The organism is Krasilnikovia sp. MM14-A1259 (genome assembly GCF_047159535.1).
In the GTDB taxonomy this organism is placed as follows: domain Bacteria; phylum Actinomycetota; class Actinomycetes; order Mycobacteriales; family Micromonosporaceae; genus Actinoplanes.
Window position 1 is genome coordinate 2,541,322 of sequence record NZ_BAAGAJ010000002.1, and the last position, 20,388, is coordinate 2,561,709.

General features: G+C 71.5%; 19 protein-coding genes. 8 read left to right on the forward strand and 11 right to left on the reverse strand.

Annotation, left to right across the window (positions count from 1 at the left end):
• Position 1: 1 nt before the first annotated feature.
• The 5 genes from glgX to ACMCNK_RS11220 form a co-directional block, all read right to left on the reverse strand.
• A complete protein-coding gene (gene glgX / locus ACMCNK_RS11200) occupies positions 2-2,113 on the reverse strand; it encodes a glycogen debranching protein GlgX (RefSeq protein ID WP_412736326.1) in 2,112 nt (703 codons plus the stop codon).
• 70 nt (positions 2,114-2,183) lie between these two features.
• Positions 2,184-2,447 (reverse strand): UBP-type zinc finger domain-containing protein, encoded by a 264-nt coding sequence (locus ACMCNK_RS11205; protein ID WP_412736327.1) that lies wholly within the window; start codon positions 2,445-2,447, stop codon positions 2,184-2,186.
• Positions 2,444-4,003 carry a Na+/H+ antiporter gene (locus ACMCNK_RS11210; protein WP_412736328.1) on the reverse strand — a complete coding sequence of 520 codons (1,560 nt, stop codon included), beginning with the start codon at positions 4,001-4,003 and terminating at the stop codon, positions 2,444-2,446. Before ACMCNK_RS11210 ends, ACMCNK_RS11205 begins: the two co-directional genes overlap by 4 nt.
• Before the next feature lie 57 nt (positions 4,004-4,060).
• Positions 4,061-4,660, reverse strand: coding sequence for a hypothetical protein (locus ACMCNK_RS11215; RefSeq protein WP_412736329.1), 600 nt, complete (start codon positions 4,658-4,660; stop codon positions 4,061-4,063).
• Positions 4,661-4,719: 59 nt separating this feature from the next.
• Entirely contained in the window at positions 4,720-5,448 is a 729-nt protein-coding gene (locus ACMCNK_RS11220; RefSeq protein WP_412736330.1) for an EcsC family protein, read from the reverse strand.
• Between the two features lie 166 nt (positions 5,449-5,614).
• On the opposite strand from ACMCNK_RS11220, the gene ACMCNK_RS11225 reads away from it, so the two are divergent.
• From ACMCNK_RS11225 to ACMCNK_RS11240, 4 genes are all read left to right on the forward strand, one after another.
• A complete protein-coding gene (locus tag ACMCNK_RS11225) occupies positions 5,615-7,972 on the forward strand; it encodes a putative bifunctional diguanylate cyclase/phosphodiesterase (RefSeq protein WP_412736331.1) in 2,358 nt (785 codons plus the stop codon).
• Between the two features lie 125 nt (positions 7,973-8,097).
• Positions 8,098-9,699 (forward strand): methyl-accepting chemotaxis protein, encoded by a 1,602-nt coding sequence (locus ACMCNK_RS11230; protein ID WP_412736332.1) that lies wholly within the window; start codon positions 8,098-8,100, stop codon positions 9,697-9,699.
• A 154-nt stretch (positions 9,700-9,853) separates the two neighbouring features.
• On the forward strand, positions 9,854-10,759 hold the full coding sequence (locus ACMCNK_RS11235) for a proteasome assembly chaperone family protein (protein ID WP_412736333.1): 906 nt from the start codon (positions 9,854-9,856) through the stop codon (positions 10,757-10,759).
• An 88-nt stretch (positions 10,760-10,847) separates the two neighbouring features.
• Positions 10,848-12,386: a GAF domain-containing protein gene (locus ACMCNK_RS11240; RefSeq protein ID WP_412736334.1), complete on the forward strand. Its 1,539-nt coding sequence runs from the start codon at positions 10,848-10,850 to the stop codon at positions 12,384-12,386.
• 2 nt (positions 12,387-12,388) lie between these two features.
• Here ACMCNK_RS11240 and ACMCNK_RS11245 read toward each other — a convergent pair whose 3' ends face one another.
• The 4 genes from ACMCNK_RS11245 to ACMCNK_RS11260 form a co-directional block, all read right to left on the reverse strand.
• Positions 12,389-13,159 carry an alpha/beta hydrolase gene (locus ACMCNK_RS11245; RefSeq protein WP_412736335.1) on the reverse strand — a complete coding sequence of 257 codons (771 nt, stop codon included), beginning with the start codon at positions 13,157-13,159 and terminating at the stop codon, positions 12,389-12,391.
• Between the two features lie 53 nt (positions 13,160-13,212).
• Positions 13,213-13,839: a GrpB family protein gene (locus ACMCNK_RS11250; RefSeq protein WP_412736336.1), complete on the reverse strand. Its 627-nt coding sequence runs from the start codon at positions 13,837-13,839 to the stop codon at positions 13,213-13,215.
• Between the two features lie 96 nt (positions 13,840-13,935).
• Complete coding sequence (locus ACMCNK_RS11255; protein WP_412736337.1) at positions 13,936-14,481, reverse strand: hypothetical protein; 546 nt, start codon at positions 14,479-14,481, stop codon at positions 13,936-13,938.
• A 102-nt stretch (positions 14,482-14,583) separates the two neighbouring features.
• Positions 14,584-15,222: a DUF4386 domain-containing protein gene (locus tag ACMCNK_RS11260; RefSeq protein WP_412736338.1), complete on the reverse strand. Its 639-nt coding sequence runs from the start codon at positions 15,220-15,222 to the stop codon at positions 14,584-14,586.
• A 175-nt stretch (positions 15,223-15,397) separates the two neighbouring features.
• Here ACMCNK_RS11260 and ACMCNK_RS11265 point away from each other — a divergent pair, with 175 nt between their 5' ends.
• From ACMCNK_RS11265 to ACMCNK_RS11275, 3 genes are read left to right on the forward strand one after another with little or no spacing between them, the layout of a single operon-like run.
• Complete coding sequence (locus ACMCNK_RS11265) at positions 15,398-16,558, forward strand: sensor histidine kinase (RefSeq protein WP_412736339.1); 1,161 nt, start codon at positions 15,398-15,400, stop codon at positions 16,556-16,558.
• Positions 16,533-17,195, forward strand: coding sequence for a response regulator (locus ACMCNK_RS11270; RefSeq protein ID WP_412736340.1), 663 nt, complete (start codon positions 16,533-16,535; stop codon positions 17,193-17,195). The genes ACMCNK_RS11265 and ACMCNK_RS11270 overlap by 26 nt, the downstream gene beginning before the upstream one ends.
• 27 nt (positions 17,196-17,222) lie before the next feature.
• Complete coding sequence (locus tag ACMCNK_RS11275; protein ID WP_412736341.1) at positions 17,223-17,792, forward strand: AAA family ATPase; 570 nt, start codon at positions 17,223-17,225, stop codon at positions 17,790-17,792.
• On the opposite strand, the gene ACMCNK_RS11280 is transcribed toward ACMCNK_RS11275, so the two are convergent.
• Together ACMCNK_RS11280 and ACMCNK_RS11285 are read right to left on the reverse strand one after the other, a co-directional pair.
• Positions 17,770-18,879 carry a hypothetical protein gene (locus tag ACMCNK_RS11280; protein ID WP_412736342.1) on the reverse strand — a complete coding sequence of 370 codons (1,110 nt, stop codon included), beginning with the start codon at positions 18,877-18,879 and terminating at the stop codon, positions 17,770-17,772. The genes ACMCNK_RS11275 and ACMCNK_RS11280 overlap by 23 nt on opposite strands.
• Positions 18,876-19,193 (reverse strand): PadR family transcriptional regulator, encoded by a 318-nt coding sequence (locus tag ACMCNK_RS11285; RefSeq protein ID WP_412736343.1) that lies wholly within the window; start codon positions 19,191-19,193, stop codon positions 18,876-18,878. Before ACMCNK_RS11285 ends, ACMCNK_RS11280 begins: the two co-directional genes overlap by 4 nt.
• Positions 19,194-19,422: 229 nt before the next feature.
• Here ACMCNK_RS11285 and ACMCNK_RS11290 point away from each other — a divergent pair, with 229 nt between their 5' ends.
• Positions 19,423-20,370, forward strand: a complete 948-nt coding sequence (locus tag ACMCNK_RS11290) for a S66 peptidase family protein (RefSeq protein ID WP_412740821.1) — start codon at positions 19,423-19,425, stop codon at positions 20,368-20,370.
• The last annotated feature ends 18 nt before the right edge of the window (positions 20,371-20,388 follow it).

Genomic DNA, 20,388 nt, shown 5'->3' on the forward strand with positions numbered 1-20,388 from the left:
CTCACACCGTCCGGTCCAGCACCATCAGAGACCGGTCCGGTACGAGGATCTTGGTGCCGGCTTCGACGATCGGGGGCCGGTGCGGGGACGGTGCGGCGGTGTCGATGACGACCTCCCACTTTTCGCCGTAGTCGATGGGCGGTGTGGAGAACTCGATCGGTGCGTCGTGCGCGTTGAAGAACAGCAGGAACGACGAGTCCACATGGCGCTGGCCGTACTGGCCGCGCTCGCGGATGCCCTCGCCGTTGACGAACAGGGCCACCGCCCGGCCGAAGTCGTTGCCCCAGTCGTCGCCGGTCATCTCGCGGCCGTCCGGGGTGAACCAGGCGAGGTCCTGCAGCGGGTCGCCGCCGCCGCGGGCGGTGACCGGCAAGCCGGTGAAGAAGCGCCGGCGCCGGAACACCTGGTGCCGGTGGCGGAACGCGGTCAGCTTGCGGGTGAACTCCAGCAGTTGCTCGTCGGCGTCGTCCCAGTCGACCCAGGCCAGTTTGTTGTCCTGGCAGTACGCGTTGTTGTTGCCCTGCTGGGTACGGCCCAGCTCGTCGCCGTGCGCGATCATCGGTACGCCCTGGCTGAGCATCAGCGTCGCCAGGAAGTTGCGCCGCTGACGGGCCCGCAGCTCCAGCACCGACCGGTCGTCGGTGGGGCCTTCCACCCCGCAGTTCCAGGACCGGTTGTGGCTCTCCCCGTCGCGGTTCTCCTCCCCGTTGGCGTCGTTGTGCTTGTCGTTGTACGACACCAGGTCGGTGAGCGTGAAGCCGTCGTGCGCGGTGACGAAGTTGATCGAGTGGAACGGTTTGCGCCCGTCGTCCTGGTACAGGTCGGCCGAGCCGGTGATCCGGCTGGCGAATTCGGCCAGCGTGGCCGGCTCGCCGCGCCAGAAGTCACGGACCGTGTCGCGGTACTTGCCGTTCCACTCCGTCCAGTTCGGCGGGAAGTTGCCGACCTGGTAGCCGCCCGGGCCGACGTCCCACGGCTCGGCGATGAGCTTCACCTGGCCGACCACCGGGTCCTGCTGCACCACCTCGAAGAACGTGGACAGCCGGTCGACGTCGTAGAACTCGCGGGCCAGCGTGGAGGCGAGGTCGAAGCGGAACCCATCGACGTGCATCTCGGTCACCCAGTACCGCAGCGAGTCCATGATGAGCTGCAGGCTCTGCGGGCTGCGCACGTTGAGGCTGTTGCCCGTGCCGGTGTAGTCCATGTAGAAAACCGGCTGGTCGTCGACCAGCCGGTAGTACGTGCGATTGTCGATGCCCTTGAGGCTCATCGTCGGCCCGAGATGGTTGCCCTCGGCGGTGTGGTTGTACACCACGTCGAGGATCACCTCCATCCCGGCGGCGTGCAGCGCCTTCACCATGCCCCGGAACTCCTGGGTCTGCTGGCCCAGCGCCCCCATCGCCGAGTACCCGTGGTACGGCGCGAAGAAACCGAGCGTGTTGTAGCCCCAGTAGTTGCGCAGGCCCAGGTCGACCAGCCGGTTGTCGTGCACGAACTGGTGCACCGGCATCAGTTCCACCGCGGTGACGCCGAGCCCCTTGAGGTGCTCGATGATCGCCGGGTGGCCCAGCGCCGCGTACGTGCCGCGCAGGTCCCGCGGCACCTCCGGGTGGCGCTGGGTGAGCCCCTTGACGTGGGTCTCGTAGATCACCGAGTGGTGGTACGGGATGTTCGGCCGCCGGTCGTTGCCCCAGTCGAAGTACGGGTTGACCACGACACCTTTGGCCATGTGCGGCGCCGAGTCGAGATCCGACATCTGGTCCGGGCTGTCGAAGTCGTACGCGTACAGCGACGGGTGCCAGTCGATGTCCGAGTCGACCGCCCGCGCGTACGGGTCCAGCAGCAGCTTGTGCGGGTTGCACCGCAGCCCGCGCGCCGGGTCGTACGGGCCGTACACCCGGTAGCCGTAGCGCTGGCCCGGCTCGATGCCCGGCAGGTAGGCGTGCCAGACGAACGCGTCCTGCTCGTGCAGCTGCACCTTGCGCTCGTTGCCGGACGGGTCGAACAGGCACAGCTCCACGGCCTCGGCGACCTCGGAGAAGATCGCGAAGTTCGTGCCCGTCCCGTCGTAGGTCGCGCCCAGCGGATACCGGTGGCCCGGCCACACCTGCATGTTGTCTCCCAACGTCTGGCGGCTCCACATTGGCACAGGGGCGTCCGGGCCGCCACGGCAGCGCGCAGCGTCACCCGAGCAGCTCGTCCTCGAAGCACCACCGCCACGTCTCACCCGGTTCGTACGAGCGCATCACCGGGTGGCCGGTCTGCTCGTGGTGGGCGGACATGTGCCTCCGCGGGGAGGAGTCGCAGCATGCCACCACCCCGCAGCTCAGGCATTCCCGCAGGTGAACCCAGTCGGTGAAGCCGTCCGCGACGCACTGCGGGCAGCCGTCGTCGTACTGCGTGCGCGGGGCGGGCTCCCCGGCCTCCGCGAGATGCTGGCAGGTCAATCGTCACTCCGGGTCAACTGGGACTCCTCCAGGTCGAGCTCACGCTGCGCACGGGTCAGCACCTCCTCGGGGATGCGGCCCTCGTTGCGGGCCACCTTGAAGACGTGCCGCTCCGCCGCGATCATCTCGCGCCGTAACCGACCGTACGCTGCCGACGGTGTCTCCTGGGCCTGGTTGCCCAGCCGCTCCCACGCCACGTTGGCCCGGCTGTCGGTCAATGCCCGCAGCCGCTGCACCACCGCGGGCGGGGCGCCGTCCGCGTGTTCCTCCAGCGCGGCCAGCGCCGCCCGGCTGGCCGCGTGCTGCACCCCCGCCTCGGCCAGGGCGTCCTGCGCGCTGGTGTCCTCCACCACCCCGAGGCGCCGCGACAGCCACGGCAGCGTGGTGCCCTGGACGAGCAGGGTCAGCACGATCACCGCGAACGCCACGAAGACGAACAGGTCGCCGGGCAGGTTCTCGTACTCGGTCAGGGTCAGCGCCGCCGCCAGCGTGACGACCCCGCGCATCCCGGCCCAGGCGATCACCGCCGGGACCGCGGGCGGCGGCAGCTCCCGGCGCGACCGCACCCGCGGGACCAGCCGCGCCAGGTACGTGGCCGGGTACATCCACGCGTACCGGACGAGCACGACCGTCGCGAACACCGCGCCGGTCACCGCGGCCGTGGTGGCCGGGGGTGTTTCCAGGCGGGCGACCAGGCCCCGCAGTTGCAGCCCGACCAGCAGGAACACGACGCCTTCGAGCAGGAACGTCAGCAGCCGCCACACCGCCTCCATCTGCAGCCGGGAGGTCGCCGACAGCAGGTACGGGATCCGGTGTCCCAGGTAGAGCCCGGCCACCACCACCGCGACCACGCTGGAGGTACGCAGCGTCTCGGCCACGATCACCACCACGAACGGGGTCAGCACGGACAACGCGTCGTCCAGCAGCGGGTCCTCGATGCGGCGGTGCAGCCACGCCGCCGCCACCGCGGCGCCCAGGCCGAGCAGCAGGCCCCCGCCCGCCTTGAGGACAACCTGGCCGGCGATCTCCCAGAATCCGGCGGCGGTGCCGAGCAGCGCACCCACCGAGATCCGCAGCAACACCAGCGCGGTGGCGTCGTTGAGCAGGCTTTCGCCGTCCAGGATGGTGACCACCCGCCGGGGCAGGCCGACCCGGCGGGCGACCGCGGTGGCCGAGACCGCGTCCGGCGGGGCGACCACCGCGCCCAGCGCCAGGCACGCCGCGAACGGCACCTCGGGCAGCAGCAGGTGCAGCACGCCACCGACCGCGAACGCACTCACCACGACCAGGCCGACGGCCAGCAGCAGGATCGGCCGCAGCGCATCGGTGAACGCGGGCACCGAGGTACGCAACGCCGCCACGTACAGCAGGGGCGGCAGGATGCCGAGCAGCACCAGTTCGGGTTCCAGGTGCACCGCGGGAATGCCGGGCAGGAACGACAGGCACAGCCCGGCCACCAGCAGTACCAGCGGCGCGATCAGCCCGAACCGCCGGGCCAGCGCCGCGCCGAGCACGCTGATCGTCACCAGTACGACCGTGTCGACGATCGTCTCCATGCCGGGAAGCTTAGAGACCCGGTCGACCGGGACCGCGCAGCGCTCGGCGGGCGGGTGCTACTTGGTGCGGAAGACGTGCGAGCGGTAGACCGTAGCCGCGTGGGTGCCGTCGCCGCTGCGCCGCAGGACCACCGCGTCGACCGAGAACACGTACCCGGTCTTGGGTTTCAGGCCGGTGATCCGGCCGGTCATCATGCCGCACGGCGCGGCCGGTTTGATCGTGACGAAGCCGTAGTTGTGCTGCGAGCCGACGACCAGATCCTGGCTGATCGCGGTGAGCCGGAACTCGACCAGGTTGTATCCGCCGATGTTGTACCAGGTCGCCACGGCACTGGTGGTCCCGGTGGTGACGTCGAGCGCGTCGATGCGGGAGAAGTTGTAGGTCTTCGGCTCGCAGGTCGGGCCCACGGTCGGCCCGGGGGTCGTGCTGGGCCGCGGCAGGAATCCGGTCGGCGCGGGACTGGGCGACGGGGCGCGGTAGCTCGGTGCCGGCATCGGCGTGGGGCTGCCCTGGGCGACCCGGATCCAACCGGGGCCACCGGACGGAGGACTGGTGGACGGCGTGCCCGCGGTCGGCGACAGCAGGCTGGACACGCTGTTGCAGCCGGTGAGCAGCGCAAGCGCCACCGGCAGCACCGCCCAGTACCTGGGTCGCACGGCGCCTCCCGCCGAATCGGAGTGTTACCCGGTTCAGATCGGATGCGGCGCCGGTGACATTAGTGCCCTGGCCGGTACATGTCGCGGGCGCGTTGCGCGAGGTGCTTGGTGGCGGCCGCGTTCGCCCACGTGCCCAGGATCAGGCCGGCCCCGGGGACCAGCTTGACGAAGAACCGCTTGGTGGCCTTGACCCCGGCCATCTGGGCCAGTTTTGCGCCCAGCCGCAGCATCACGCCGGCCAGTGGCCGCCCCGCCATGCCCTCGAAGATCCGGCTGGCCCGTTCGCGGCCCGCCGCCACGCCGAGCGCCAGGCGGGCCGACTCGGCGACCCGGTGCACCCGCTGCAGCACGAGCAGCTCGGTGGCCCGGGCGGGATGGGTCGGGTCGAGGCCGTACGCCGCGGCGAGGTGCAGCACCATCCGGGCCTGCGTCCAGGCCAGTACGCCGACGTCGACGACCGTCCCGGGCAGCCCGACCGCGCCGGAGATCGCGCCGGAGAGCCGGGCCTGGTAGGTGAACCGGCGGGTGGCGAGGTGGGCGAGCGCGTCCGGGTCGAGGTCCGGCCGTTCCGCCCGGGTCTGCGCCGCCCACGCGCGGGCCTGCGGGCCGAGCCGGCGGACGGCCTCCAGCGCGAGGTGCTCGGGGGCGTACTCCGGGTCGGTTTTCATCCTGGCCCACAGCGTGCCGGGCGGCCCGTCGGCCGGTGGGGTGCTCGATTCGGGCAGTGCCTGCGTGCGGTCGCTCACCGGATCGCTCCCAGGGGATTTGGAACGGGATCTCCCGACCATTGTGCCGTGCAGATGCACGTGCACCGTACCGCCCTCCGATCATCGCGTTGACCAGTGCCGACGGCTCCCCCAGGGCCGTTCTGCTCAGACCATTGGTCCGGCGACCGATAAGCCACGCCGGAGGGGCACCGCGGTGCCCGCGAGCACGATCCGGAAGGTGACAGGTATGACGGTCGGTGGACGGCAGGTGGAGCGGCTGCGGCCGACCCCCGCGCTGGTCACGGCCGTCGCCGTGGTCGTGGTCGGCGTCGTGCTGTTCCTGGGCAACCTCGCCGGGTCGTGGACTCCCCTGTTCTGGAACTGGGTGCCGTCCGCGGCCGCCGCGGCGGCTGCCGCCGTGGCCTGCTGGCGCACCGCCACCGAGCCGAAACTGGACACTGTCTGCCGCCGTTTCTGGCGCCTGCAGATGCTCGTGGCCACGCTGATCGGCCTCGGCGCCCTGGGCGACATCCGGCACACCGCGGCCCACCCGCACGGATCCGGCGCTCAGCACGACCTGCCCACCGCCCTCCTGTACTGCCTGGCGATGGGCGTCCTGCTCTGGTCGATGCTGGGCCTGCCGGTGGTCCGGCACGAGCGCAAGGAGCGGCTGCTGCGGTTCTCGGTGGACGCCCTCACCGTCACGGTCACGGTGGGCCTGTTCGCCTGGTACCTCACCCGGCACGCGGTCAGCGCCTCTCTGGCCGGCCAGGACGCCCTGCCGGTCATCGTGCTGGCCACGCTAGGCCTCGTCGGCGTCGCCGCGGTCGGCAAGCTGGCCATGAGCGACCTGGGCGGCCTCGACCGGGTCACGGTCCGCCTGCTGGCCGTCGCGACCGCGGTGGGCGCGTTCGGCGCGGGTCTGTTCCCGTTGTTCATCGACCTGCCTGCGGGCCTGCGCGGCTCGCAGATGTTCACCCCCGCCACGCTGCTGTTCCTGGCGTTCGCCGCCGACCGGCAGCGCCGTGCCGCGGGGATGCCGCCGGTCGAGCGGCCCCGGCGCCGGTTCAGCGCACTGCCGTACCTGGCGGTCGCCGCCACCGACGGCCTGCTGCTGGTGATCAGCAACAAGGCCGGTGACGGCGCGCTCGTGGTCGCGCTGGCCGCGGTCTGCCTCACCGCCCTGGTGGTGCTTCGTCAGGTCAACGCGCTGCGCGAGAACGGCCGCCTGGTGCGCCGGCTCGACGCCAACCTGGTGCAGCTCAACCAGTTCCAGAGTCAGCTCACCCACCGGGCCACCCACGACGGTCTCACCGACCTGGCCAACCGCGCACTGTTCGAACAGCACACCCGGGACGCGCTGACCGCGGTGGCCACCGCGGGCGCCGCGGAGACCACGCTGAGCCTGGCGCTCATCGACCTGGACGACTTCAAGGCGATCAACGACCGGCTGGGGCACGCGGTCGGCGACGCGATGCTCGTGGTGGTGGCCCAGCGCCTGCGCGATTGCGTACGGGTGGACGACGTGGTCGCCCGCCTCGGTGGCGACGAGTTCGGCCTGCTGCTGCACGGGTTGCGCGGCGACGAGGCCACCGAGGTGCTGGCACGCATCACCGAGGCCTTGAGCCGCCCGGTGCACGCGCTCGGTTACGACCTGCTGGTCCGCGCCAGTGTCGGCCTGGCCGAGGCGTGGCCCGACGCCAGCCCGCAGGAGTTGCTGCGCCGCGCCGACCTGGCCATGTACGCCGCCAAGGAGCGCGGCAAGGGCCGCCACGCCGTCTACGACGCCGAGCTGGAGCAGCACCAGGCCGCCGACGCGCAGCTCGGTGCCGAGCTGCGGCAGGCCCTGGACCGCGGCGAGTTCTCCCTGGTGTACCAGCCGATCGTGCGGCTGCCTGACGGCAAGTGGACCGGCGTGGAGACGCTGGTGCGCTGGACGCATCCCGACCGCGGGTTCGTCGGCCCGGACAAGTTCATCCCGATCGCGGAGCGCACCGGCCTGATCGTGCCGTTGGGCGACTGGATCCTGCGTACCGCGCTGCGCCAGGCGATGGCCTGGATCGAGCAGTTCGGCGACGACGCGCCGCACGAGATCGGCGTCAACGTGTCCGCGCGGCAGCTGCGCGAGCCCGGCTACGCCGAGACGGTCCGCGACGCGCTGGCCGAGACCGGCTTCGACCCGGAGCGGCTGGTCGTCGAGGTCACCGAGACCGCGGTCTTCGACGGCGGTGTGGCGCTCGACGCGTTGCAGATGCTCGTGACGCTCGGCGTGAAGGTCGCGCTCGACGACTTCGGTACGGGCCACTCCTCGCTCGGCCTGCTGCGTACGTGCCCGGCCGACACGCTCAAGGTGGACAAGTCGTTCGTGGACGGCATCGGCGGGCGCTCCGAGGAGGCGGTCATCGCCACCGCGATGATCCAGATCACGAACGGCCTGCACCTGCAGGCGATCGCCGAGGGCGTGGAGACCGCCGAGCAGGCGGACACCCTGCACCGGCTTGGGTACCGCTTCGCCCAGGGTTACCACTTCTCCCGGCCGTTGTCGGCCCAGCAGCTCGGTGAGCGCCTGGTGGCCGGGCGTAACGCCCAGGCGCTGACCGGCTGATCATCCGCGTGATGCGGATCGCCGGCTGAAGCCTCAGCCGACGACTCCGGCGACCGATCAGAAACGACGGAATTGTCTGTTGTTTCCTGAAGGGTCGACGCTTGAACACCCCTGCACTGAAATCCGTGAACGTTTATGGCGCCGCGGCCCGCTGGATCCGCAACCTGCCCATGTACACCAAGATCCTGCTGATCGTCGTCGTGCTGTCGATCGTCGGTGCGGGGGTCGGCGCGTTCGCCATCCTGCAGATGGCCGGGCTGAGCCGGACGGCCAACGGCCTGTACACCGGCAGTGTCGTGCCGACCCAGCAGCTCGAGCAGATCGCGGTGGACATCAGTGCCACTCGGACCGCGGTGTTCAACCACGGGCTCACCTCCTCTCCCTCGGCCAAGACCCGGTACGAGCAGGAGATCAAGAAGGACGACGCGGCGTTCGAGAAGGATGTCGCCGCGTACCGGGAAGTCGCGGTGAATCCCCGCTACCTCGACCGGCTCGTGGCCGCCTGGCAGGAGTACCGCACCGTACGGGACAAGCAGTTCGTGCCCGCGAGCCGGCGTCTCGCGGCGCCCGACGTGGAGCAGATCGGTGACAACGTCCTCGCCCCGGCCGCGGCCACCGCGAGCGCCTACCTGACCGACCTCATCGCCGCGGAGAGCGCCCAGGCGAGCGTGGACGCCGCCAACGCCCGGTCCCGGTACGCCTCCGCGCGGACCGTGACGGTCGTGGTGCTGGTGGTCGGCCTGACGCTGGCCGCGTTCTTCGGGCTGCTGGTGGCGCGCGGCCTCGCCACCCGCGTGCGCCTCCTGTCGGAGGTGATCCGCGCGCTCGCGAACGGCGACCTGACCCGGACCGCCGATGTGGACAGCCTCGACGAGGTGGGCCGGATGGGTCTCGAACTCGACAAGGCCACCCAGACGCTGCGCTCGACGATCGGTCAGATCGGTGAGAGCAGTCAGACGCTGGCCAGTTCGGCGCAGCAGATGGCGGCGGTCAGCGCGCAGATGGCGGCCAACGCCGAGCTGACCAGCTCCCGCGCCGAGCAGGTGTCATCCGCGGCCGTGGAGGTCTCCACCAACGTGGACACGGTCGCCGTGGCCGCCGAGGAGATGACCGCCTCGATCCGGGAGATCGCGGGCAGCGCCACCGACGCGGCGGGCATCGCCCGCGACGCGGTCGAGGTGGCGAAGGCGGCCAACACCACGATGGCCAAGCTGGGGGTGTCCTCCGCCGAGGTGGGCGACATCGTCAAGGTGATCACGTCGATCGCGGAGCAGACGAACCTGCTGGCGCTGAACGCGACGATCGAGGCGGCCCGCGCAGGCGAGGCCGGCAAGGGGTTCGCGGTGGTGGCGTCCGAGGTCAAGGACCTGGCACAGGAGACCGCCAAGGCGACCGAGGAGATCTCCAGCCGGATCCAGGCGATCCAGACCGATACGGGGGCCGCGGTCACCGCCATCGAGGAGATCGCCGAGGTGATCGAGCGGATCAACGCGTACTCGAACACGATCGCGTCGGCGGTGGAGGAGCAGACCGCCACGACCAGCGAGATCGGGCGCAACGTGGCCGGGGCCGCGACCGGTGCGGCGCACATCACCGAGACGATCACCGGGGTAGCCGGGGACGCGCAGAGCACCACGACCGGGGCCGGCGAGGCCAACCGTACGGCCACGGAGCTGTCCCGGCTCGCCGGTGACCTGCACGTTCTCGTGGAGCAGTTCAAGGTGTGACCCACGCCGCGGGTGCCCGCCCGGGCGGGGCGGGCGCCCGTACGGCAGGATCGGAACGCGATCCTGTCACCGCCGGGGCGGCAGGAATGAACGCGGGGGCGGCAACGTTCCTGCCCATGTCCGCCGCGCGGCGGGTCATGAGGAGGTCTGCAGCGTGCTCGACCCACAGGGTCTCTACGAGTTGGTCGATGACCTGCCCGCCCTGGACGGTCCCGTGCTGGTCCAGGCGCTGACCGGGTTCGTCGACGCGGGCAGTGCGATCCAGCTCACCCGCGAACACCTGCTGGAGCAGCTCGACGGCCGCGTGGTCGCCACGTTCGACCTGGACCAGCTGCTCGACTACCGCTCGCGGCGCCCCACGATGATCTTCGTAGAGGATCACTGGGAGAGCTACGAGCAGCCCAGCCTGGCCCTGCACCTGCTGCACGACCGGCTGGGCACCCCGTTCCTGCTGCTCGCCGGCCCGGAGCCGGACCTGCAGTGGGAACGCTTCATCGCCGCGGTGACCCAGCTCGTCGAGCGTCTCGGGGTCCGGGTCACGGTGGGGCTCAACGCCATCCCGATGGCCGTGCCGCACACCCGGCCGGTCGGGATCACCGCGCATGCCACGGATCAGCGCCTGCTCGGCGACCACGAGTCGTGGCTGCAGCGGGTGCAGGTCCCGGCCAGCGTCGGCAACCTGCTGGAGTTCCGCCTCGGTGAGGCCGGGCACGACGCCATGGGGTATGCCGCGCACGTCCCGCACTACCTGGCGCAGACCACCTACCCCGCGGCCGCGGAGCTGCTGCTCGACTCCGTGTCGGCCAGCACCGGGCTGGCGCTGCCGACCGGGCAGCTCCGGGAGGCGTCCGCGCTGGTCCGTGAGGAGATCGACAAGCAGGTCGGCGAGGACGAGCAGGCCGGCCGCCTGGTCGCCGCGTTGGAACAGCAGTACGACGCGTTCCTGCGGGGTCGCGCCGGTAACCTGCTGGCCGACTCGGGCCAGCCGCTGCCCACCGCCGAGGAGCTGGGCGCCGAGCTGGAGCGCTTCCTCGCCGAGCAGTCCCGCGACGGCGAATAGCACCGGGCTGCCGCAAAGCCGCACCAACAGGGCGGGCGCTGCCGGATGATGGGGACCATCACCGGACAACCACCCCACAGGAGTGGCCGTGAGCGTATTTCGGTCCTCAACGGCCGGGCAGGGGCAGCCGCTGCGCATCCCTCGCGACGTCGAAAACCTCGAAAAGCTCATCATCGATCTCGAACAGGCCACGGACGAGGCGTCGACGTGGCGGATCACGGTCGACAGCACGGTCGAGGCCCAGGACTTCGGGTACGGCGCCGTCTGGCTGTCCGACGGCCGCGGCACGGTCACCCTGGAGTACGAGAAGGGTGCCATCGCCGCCGACCTGCAGGCCGCGATCGCCGCCCACGCCATGCCGGCGGACGCCGGGCTGGTCGGGCGGGCACACAAGACGCGTCAGCCGCACTACGTCGACGACCTCGAACGGTACGTCGACTGCCTGCGCTGCCAGGCCGCCGCGCGCGTGGGCATGAAGTCCGCGGTGGTCACCCCGGTGCTGCACAACAACGAGGCCATCGCGGTACTGGAGTACTACTCCCCCGAACTGCTCCACGTCGACGGCCCACGTACGGAGAAGTGGTCGGCCATCGCGCGCATCGCCGAGCAGTCCCGCCGCGCCGCGCTGGCCCAAGCGGAGCTGCGTCAGGTGGTCAGCGACCGGCTCGCGGTGACCGGCGTGGTCAGCGCCATGGGCGACGTGCACGACTCGACCACGGCATTGCGTACCGCGCTCGAGGGCGTACGCACCGCGTTCGGCTGGGCGTACGGCTCGTACTGGGAGATCGACGAGACCGACAACGTGCTGCGGTTCCGGTTCGAGTCCGGCTCGGCCGGCGAGGAGTTCCGCAAGGTCACGCTCGCGGCCACGTTCGCCGAGGGGGTCGGCCTGTCCGGCCGGGCGTGGCGTACCGACGACCTGGTGTTCGTCCGTGACCTGGCCGACCTGACGGACTGCGTACGGGCACCGGCCGCCCAGCGGGCCGGGGTCCGCTCCGGGGTCTGCCTGCCGATCCACCGCCACGGCCGGATCATCGGCACGATGGACTTCTTCACCACCGAGTCCATTGAGCTCACCGAGTCACGCGCGTCGGCACTGCGCAACGTGGAGCAGTTGGTCTCCCAGCGGCTCGACATCGTGCGCGGCACCGAGCATGCGGCGGACAACGCCGGGGCGCTGCTCGACACGGTGTCGCGGCTGCGCGCCGCCAGCGACGACGCGACCCGGGTGGCGGAGGAGGCGGTGGCCCGCGCGTCCGCGATGACGCAGGAGGTCGAGGCGCTGGGACACGCGTCCGCGGCGATCGGTGACGTCATCAAGATCATTTCCTCGATCGCGGATCAGACGAACCTGCTCGCCCTCAACGCCACGATCGAGGCAGCCCGCGCCGGCGAGGTGGGCCGCGGGTTCGCGGTGGTCGCGGGCGAGGTCAAGGACCTGGCCCGGGAGACCGCCGAGGCGACCCAGCGGGTCGCCGAGCAGGTCACCGGCATCCAGCACAGCGCGAAGACGGTCTCCTCGGGCATCCTGACCACGAGCGAGACGATCGGGCAGATGGACGCGGTGCAGGTCCGGATCAACGAGGTGCTGGAGGAACAGGCACTGATGGCGAACCGCCTGCAGTAGCCTCAGCGCGGCAGCCAGTCCAGGACGGCCTGAATCTGCGCGTCCCAGTACGGCCACTCGTGCGCGCCCGGCCCGAACTCCGCGTCCAGCGGCACGCCGTGCTCGGCGCAGGCGGCCACGAACCGCTCGTTCTGCGCCACCAGATGGTCCTCGGCACCGCACCGCAGCATCAGCCGCGGCAGCCGGGACGGATCCGCGGTGGCCACCAGGTGCAGCAGATCGTCGTCCGTGCCCGCGACCGGCCGGTCGGCGAAGACCCGGGTCACCAGCTCGCGCATGTGCGGCCGCTGATCCCACTGGTACATGTGCGCCAGGTCGAGGGCACCGGAGAGGCTGGCCGCGGCGGCGAACCGGTCCGGCCGGCGCAACGCCCACTTCAGTGCCCCGTACCCGCCCATCGACAGCCCCGCGACGAACGTGTCCTCGCGGCGCGTGGACACCCGGAAGAACCCCGACACGACCGCGGGCAGCTCCTCCGACAGGAACGTCCAGAACTTCAGGCCGTACGCCTCGTCGGTGTAGAAACTGCGGTGCACCTGCGGCATGACGACCGCGAGGCCGCGGGCGGCCGCGTACCGTTCGATCGAGGTGTACCGGGTCCAGGCGGTGTCGTCGTCGCTGAGCCCGTGCAGCAGATACAGCACGGGCGGCGCCTCGTCGCCGGCGCGGCCCGCGAGGCCGATCTGGGTGCTGGCGGTCTGCGGCAGCAGCACGGTCATCGAGGTGCCGAGCTCCAGCACGTCGGAGAAGAAGTCACAGCGCATCACGGCCATTGCGCCAGTCTCGGCCATACCCGGCCGCCGGCCACGCGCGGGTCGGCACTCGGCTATCGAAGGCCGGCGCGATGGAGGATCTCGACGATGACGTCGGCCTTGGCCGCGACGTACCCGGCCATCGACCACGCATGGTCCGCGGCGGCGCGGTGCTTGCCTGCGGCGTACCGCTCCCGGTCGTCGGGATGGGTACGCAGCCAGTCCCGCAGGATCATGTGGCGCAGGAACTCGTCGCAGTCCGGCCCGAAGACATGCAGGTTGACGTCGTGACTGTCGGTCCACAGGCAGCGGTGTTCGTACCAGTGCGGCTCACGGGTCCGCAGCGTGTAGCCGGCCCCGGTCAGGGCCGGGACGTAGTCGTCCTCGTCGGCCGGGTCCGCCACGATCAGGTCGATGTCGATGCGATCCTTGGCGGCGAGCCCGGGTACTGCGGTGGATCCGATGTGCTCGACGGCGAGCGCCCGCGCGCCCAGCGCGGCCCGGATCCGGCTCTCCTGCGCGGCGTACCGGGCCGGCCACGACGCATCGTACGGGCTCAGGACGATCGGCTTGGTCACCTCCGCGGGCCGGTCACCGACCGCCCGCTGGGCCATCTGCGCCAGGGTCAGCGGCCCGGCCGGTACGGGCAGTGGCGGCATCCGCATGCCGGGGGTCCTGTCCTTGCCGGCCTCGAAAAGCATCGGCGCAGCGTAGCCGATCTTGGCAACGCCGCCGGTCCGCGCTGCCGCTCGATGTCCGAGCCGGATCGCGGTGGTTCCCTTCGTCGTGGAGGTGGTTCAGCGGCCGCCGAGGCCGATCGTCGTGGCGTGACTGGGTGACAGGGTGATCGGTCCGACCCAGCCACGGACGACCGCGGCGATCTGGGCGCGATCCGGCTGGGCGGGATGGATGTCGCGGCCGTGCGACCAGTTGTCGAGCAGCGCGTGGGTGGTGTCCAGGGCGGTGGTGACGATCGTGTGGGCGCGGGCCTTGTCATCCCAGCTGTACCAGAGCGCCCAGCCCTCGTCGCGGACGTCGACGCCGAGGCGGGCGCAGCCGGTCCGGTAGTTCTCCTGCCGCTCGGGGTTGTCGCCGGGCGTGATGACACCGGCACCGCCGAGGTGCAGCAGCGGACGATCGTCCTCTAGGCATCCGTCACCGTTGAAATGCCAGTGCCGCAGCCGGCGGGCCACCTCGTTGACCGCCCGCTGCAACGCGGAGGCCTCCGCCGGATCGGCGTCGTACGACACCCAGCCCTCGTCCTTGGCGGCGCGGACCACGTCGCGGGCAAGCAGCTCGATCTGCTGCAGGTAATCGTGTTCGTTCAGCTCCGGCTCCAGCACGCGGACAGTCTGACCAACCACGCCGGGAGTTGTCGCCCGCATTCACCTCGGCACTCTCCGTACGCAAGCAACTCGGGATGAGGGCCCGCCGTGTCGGGCCCGTCATGCCACGGCAACCGTCGCGGCCGGGGCCGGGCGGAGTCCCCGGACGAGCAGCCAGATCACCAGCACGAGCTCGTTGATGCCGAACTGGGCGGTGACGATCGTGGCGAGCGGCCCCGCGACGCCGTACAGGATCAGCAGTTGACTCGCCAGGTACAGCGGCGCCCCGGCCAGGCCCCACACCGAGATGTACCGCGGCACCGCGCGGGATCGGTGCAGCAGGTACAGCAGGACCATGACGCTCAGGCTCCACGCGATCTGGCCGAACGGGCCCGCCCAGTACTCGTCCATGGACAACGCGCCGGCGACCGGTTGCAGGCCGGGCTGCGTGGTGGCCGGCTGCCGGCCCACCGTCAGTACCAGCAGTGGTGCCACCGCGGACGCGGTCAGCAGCAGCGCCTCGATCACGCGCAGCACGGCGTAGCCCAGCGCGAGCGCTTCGTTCTGCTTCTTGAGCACCGGGAAGAGCGCCACCGGGATCATGGCCACCGCGAGCGCCATGACGAAGACCAGCACCGCGCCGGTGATGACCGCATTCGCGTCGTTCTCGCGATCGAGGAGGACTTTTCCGCCAATCCCGGCGACGTCCGCGATGACGAACAGTGCTCCCGCAACCCGTGCGGCCGTTTGCCGATTCACCGTGGTTCTCCTTGCGTCGGTCGGCCGCCCGGGTACGGCCGTCGACGGCAAGCCTGGTCGCGGCGGCAGGGCGGGACATCGGCGCGGGAGCCGGGGATCCGCCGTTCCGCGGGACTACGCCCGGCCCGTTCTTTCGGCCGATGTGCGGCGCGGCAGGCCCCCTAGGCTGGGAGTCGTGCTGCGCGACGAGCTGCGAACCCTGTGGACCGAGCCACGGCCGCCGCCCGGCCCGGCCCGGGTGTGGCGGGACTGGGCGCTGCTCACCGTGGGCGTGCTCGGCGCGCTCGCGGAAGGGATACTGCGGGAAGACGTACGGTGGCGGCCGGTGGCCGTGGTGTTCGCCGTGGGCGTGGCCGTCCTGCCGATGTGGCGCCGGGCCCGTCCCCTGGCGATGGTTCTGCTGGGGTTCGGTGCGGCCCTGGTGGTCACCGTTGCGGCTCTTCCCGGGCAGCCGGTCGGCCTGTACGTCACCGGCCTGGGGCTGCTCGTGCTCGTGTACGCGCTGCCCCGGTGGGGCTCGGGTCGCGAGGTCATTCTGGGCGGGGCCGCGATCCTCGCGTTCTTCGTGCTGTCGGCCGTCATCGACCCCGCCCCGGCCGCCGACCAGGTGGTGGGCCTGGCGTTCCTGCTGCTTCCCGCGGTGCTGGGGGCGGCCGCCCGGTTGTGGGCGACGGTGCGGCAGCGGCGGATGGAGCGGGTGCGCTCCGACGAGCGCGAACGACTCGCCCGGGAGTTGCACGACACGGTGGCCCACCACGTCTCGGCGATGGTGATCCGCGCCCAGGCCGGCCGGGTGCTCGCCGGAACGGACCCGGCCGCCGCCGTGGAGGCGCTCGACGGAGTCGAGGAGGACGGGGCACGCACGCTGGAGGAGATGCGAGCCATCGTCACCGCGCTGCGCGACGGCGGGGTGGGTGCCGAGTGGGCACCGGCGGCCGGCGTTGCCGACCTGGAACGCCTGGTACGCACGCCGGGCGGCGGTCCGCGGGTCGTGCTGACAATGGACGGGGAGTTGGACACGCTGCCCCCGGCGGTAGACGCGGCGGTGTTCCGGATCGTGCAGGAGTCGCTGACCAACGCCCGGCGGCACGCGGTCGACGCGACCGAGGTCGTGGTCCGGGTCGCCGGGGACGCGCAGCGGATACGGATCACGGTGCAGGACGACGGCGGGCGGCCCGGACGTCGTCGCGACGGGTACGGTCTGGCCGGGTTGCAGGAGCGCGCCGACCTGCTCGGCGGGCAGTTGCGGGCCGGTCCCGGACCGGATCGGGGCTGGCGGGTCGAGGCCGAGCTGCCACGGGGGAGGACCGGTGTCCATCCGCGCGCTCGTCGCTGACGATCAGGCGATCATCCGTACCGGGCTGCGGATCATGCTGGACGCCCAGCCCGACATCGAGGTGGTCGGCGAGGCGGCCGACGGGCAGCAGGCCGTGCGCCGGGCCCGCGAGCTGCGACCCGACGTGTGCCTGTTCGACATCCGGATGCCGGTGCTCGACGGCCTGGAGGCCACCCGGCTGATCGCGGGTCCGGGCGTCGCCGACCCGATGGCCGTGGTCGTGATCACCACGTTCGATCTCGATGAGTACGTCTACCGCGCTTTGCGGGTGGGAGCCCGCGGCTTCCTCCTCAAGGACGCCGGGCCGGAACTGCTCGCGCAGGCCGTCCGGGCGGCCGCCGACGGCGAGGCGCTCATCGCGCCCAATGTCACCGTACGGTTGCTGCGGGCGTTCGCGGATGTACCGGCGGGGCGGCCCGCCGCTCAGCCGATCTCTGCGATCACCGCCCGGGAGGAGCAGGTGCTGCTCGCCGTCGCGCGCGGGCTGACCAACGTCGAGATCGCCGATACCCTGCACATCAGCCTGAGCACGGTCAAGACGCACCTGGCGAGCCTGATGGCCAAGCTCGGCGCCCGAAACCGGGTGGAGATCGCGATGTGGGCGTACGAGACCCGCCGGATCATCCCGTCGATCTGAGTCCGGTAACCCCTGGAAGGAGTTCGGATGCTGCGTCGTGTCGTGCTGACGGGTGCCCCCGGCAGCGGCAAGACCACGCTGCTGCAGGCGTTGCGGCAGCGCGGTCATGCCGTCGTGGAGGAGGCGGCGACCGACGTCATCGCCGTTCAGCAGGACGGTGGGATCGCTGAGCCGTGGCGGCTTCCGGGCTTCGTCGACCTGATCGTGGCGTTGCAGCGGGAACGGCAGGTCGCACCGGTGCGGGCGGCCGTGGACGTGCAGGTGTTCGACCGGTCTCCCCTGTGCACACTGGCGCTGGCCCGGTATCTGCGGCAGCCGGTGAGCTCGTCACTGGCCGCCGAGGTCGATCGGGTGCTCACGGAGCGGGTGTACGAACGCGAGGTGTTCCTGGTGCGGCCGCTCGGCTTCGTCGCACCCACGGCCGCCCGGCGCATCAGCTACGAGGATTCGCTCGAGTTCGAGCTCGTGCATGAGAGCGTCTACCGGGAGCACGGCTTCACGCTCGTCGACGTGCCGCCCGGCCCGACGGTGGAACGCGTCGCCGCCGTGGAAGATCTCCTGGGGTGCCTCGTGATCAACGAGGGTGCAGGAACGTGATGAGGACGAGGAACGTCACCGCTGCCAGCGCGGCGCACAGCACCAGGACGTACCAGATGCGACGCTGGCGGGCCGCCGTCACGCCAGCGGGATTCGGGCCGGCGGGCGACCGTAGGTCGTCCGGCGCCGGCCGGGATGCGGTCACGACGGGCAGCAGCGCCGCGGTCAGCGCCGGGTCGGCGCCCGGCGGGGCCGGCAGCGCGGCCGGTGCGGTGGCAGCCGGCCGGTGACGCAGGCGGGCGGTGGCCGCCGCGGCCGCCCACCCGATGGTTGCGGTCATCAGCGGCAGCGCGATCAGGTAGAACACGGCCTGGTTGCCGAGGTTGTCGTCGACGATCTGGGCGGTCGTCCAGCCGTCGCTGGGATCGTGCCCGGTGGCGCCGACGACCGCGACCGCGAGGATCCCGTACAGGTAAATGCCCAGGGCGGCGCTCACGGTGGCCAGTCGCACGGCGCGCCGTCCGACGGCGGCGCTGCCGCCCCACAACGTGCCACCCGCGCCGACCACGATGGGCGCCAGCAGCAGCAACCACTGGCTGGGCCCGAGCCCGTTCGAGTTGAGCCAACGGTTGAAGGTGAACCCGCCGGCCGCCAGCCAGGCGGCCGCGACCACCAGGCCGCCGACCAGCCCGGGGCCGGTCACTCCGGGGCGGCGCAGCAGTACGCTGCCGCCGAGGATGTAGCCGACCAGCAGCAGCACCAGGATCACGGCCCCGACCCAGGTCCAACCGTCGGTGTGCAGCCGGTAGTGCATGTGCGTGTACGCGACCAGCCCGCCACCGCTGGCCGCGATCGCCATCAGCGCCCCGAGGGCGGCGGCGGCGCGCCCCCAGGGCGGCATGACCGCCGCGGCAGCGACGCAGCCGAGGGCGAAGCGCCACCGTCGGGCCCGCCCGTCCAGACTGTCCAGCTCGCCGATCATCGCCTGGCCCCACTGCTGCCGCTGCTCGGCCAGCAGGCCGACCGCCCAGCCCAGCAGCCGGGCCGGCGCGTCCCCGCTCGGCCGCTCCTCAGGGGCGACCAGGAAATGGCGGCGGATCAGGGCCACCGCGATGCCCACCACGAAAACGAACAGCACCGGCATCATGAACCCTCACTCAGTCGCAGCTGGCGACGCGGCGCGCTCCGCGCCGCCCGGGTGGCCGGCAGGGCCGCCACGTGCTCCCGCCCGGCCCCGGTGAGCCGGTACAGGTGGCGGGGTGGCCGGCCGTCCGGGCCGGGCTCCCAGGTCGCCTCCAGCAGCCCTCGGTCGGCCAGGCGGACGAGGATCGGGTACAGCGAGCCGGACTTGAGGTGGACCTCGGTGGCCAGGTCGTAGCCGTAGCGCCACCGCGACGGCTCAGCCGCCAACGCCCGCAGGACGCTGATCGCCTGCGCGGACAAGGGTCGGTTACGCCGCACGGCGTTAACTCTACTCAAGTAGCGATAAGGGTCAAGTACGGTCGGGCTCACAGCGCGGGTCCAGGTCGCGGCGGTGCGCCCGAACGTGGCCGTGGTGCCTCGTCGCCTGCCGAGGCCGACCGCCGACGACAAGACGGCAGCGCGGAATCGGTGGTATTAACCTGTCACGATGTCATTCCCGTCCGACGGCCCGACTCCGGAAGCTGCCGCACCGCCGCACCGCGCCACCATGGCCCGGGTCCGCCACGCGACCCTGCGGCCCCCGACGCTGCAGCCCGGCGACGTCGTACATCTGGTCGGTCCCTCCGGGTGGGTGCAGGCGGATCGGGCCGCCGCGGCGATGTCGACGCTGGCCGCCTGGGGCCTGCGGCCCCGGCTGGGCGAGAACGCCCTGAAAACCCACTTCCACCTGGCCGGCACCGACGAGGAACGCCTCGCCGACCTCAATGCGGCCTTCCGCGATCCAGACGTACGCGGCGTCATCTGCCTGCGCGGCGGCTACGGCGCGCAGCGCATCGTCGACGGGCTCGACTTCGACGCGGTGCGCGCCGATCCCAAACTCTTCATGGGTTTCTCCGACATCACCGCGTTGCACGCCGCCCTGTGGTGCGAAGCCGGGCTGTCCACGGTGCACGGCCCGAGGCTGTCAAATCTGCATGACGGCGCCCGCCGCGCGTTGATGACCACGGATCCCGTCGTCGTGGCCGCCGACGAGAAGGAGGACACGTTCGGCGTTCGCGTGCCCGGCCGTACGGAAGGGACCCTGCTCGGCGGCAACCTGACCATGCTGGCCGCAACGGCGGGCACCCGCCATCGTCTCGACCTCACCGGATCGATCCTGTTGATCGAGGCGGTGAGCGAGGAGCCGTACCGGGTCGACCGCTCGATCGTGCAGTTGAAGCGGTCCGGCTGGCTCGACGGTGTGGCGGGGGTCGCGGTCGGCCAGTTCACCGAGTGCGAGGAAGGCCTGCCGTCGCCGACCGTCCAGCAGGTCCTCGCCGAGCAGTTCGGCGAGCTCGGCGTTCCGGTGCTCGGCGGCCTTCCGATCGGCCACGGCGAGAAACAGGCCGTCGTCCCCCTCGGCGTCCCCGCCGTCCTCGACGCCGACGCGGGCACCCTCACCACCGGGTCAGCGGGGATAGGCGCTGGTGCGGCGGTTCCGCCGAAAATCCGTTGAGGGGCATGATGGGGTGGC

Coding starts and splice junctions, on each gene's coding strand:
- ACMCNK_RS11290 (WP_412740821.1), top strand. CDS start 19,423: ATGGCCCGGGTCCGCCACGCGACCCTGCGGCCCCCGACGCTGCAGCCC.
- ACMCNK_RS11275 (WP_412736341.1), top strand. CDS start 17,223: ATGCTGCGTCGTGTCGTGCTGACGGGTGCCCCCGGCAGCGGCAAGACC.
- ACMCNK_RS11220 (WP_412736330.1), bottom strand. CDS start 5,448: ATGGTCGGGAGATCCCGTTCCAAATCCCCTGGGAGCGATCCGGTGAGC.
- ACMCNK_RS11225 (WP_412736331.1), top strand. CDS start 5,615: ATGACGGTCGGTGGACGGCAGGTGGAGCGGCTGCGGCCGACCCCCGCG.
- ACMCNK_RS11250 (WP_412736336.1), bottom strand. CDS start 13,839: ATGCTTTTCGAGGCCGGCAAGGACAGGACCCCCGGCATGCGGATGCCG.
- ACMCNK_RS11280 (WP_412736342.1), bottom strand. CDS start 18,879: ATGATGCCGGTGCTGTTCGTTTTCGTGGTGGGCATCGCGGTGGCCCTG.
- ACMCNK_RS11210 (WP_412736328.1), bottom strand. CDS start 4,003: ATGGAGACGATCGTCGACACGGTCGTACTGGTGACGATCAGCGTGCTC.
- glgX (WP_412736326.1), bottom strand. CDS start 2,113: ATGCAGGTGTGGCCGGGCCACCGGTATCCGCTGGGCGCGACCTACGAC.
- ACMCNK_RS11245 (WP_412736335.1), bottom strand. CDS start 13,159: ATGGCCGTGATGCGCTGTGACTTCTTCTCCGACGTGCTGGAGCTCGGC.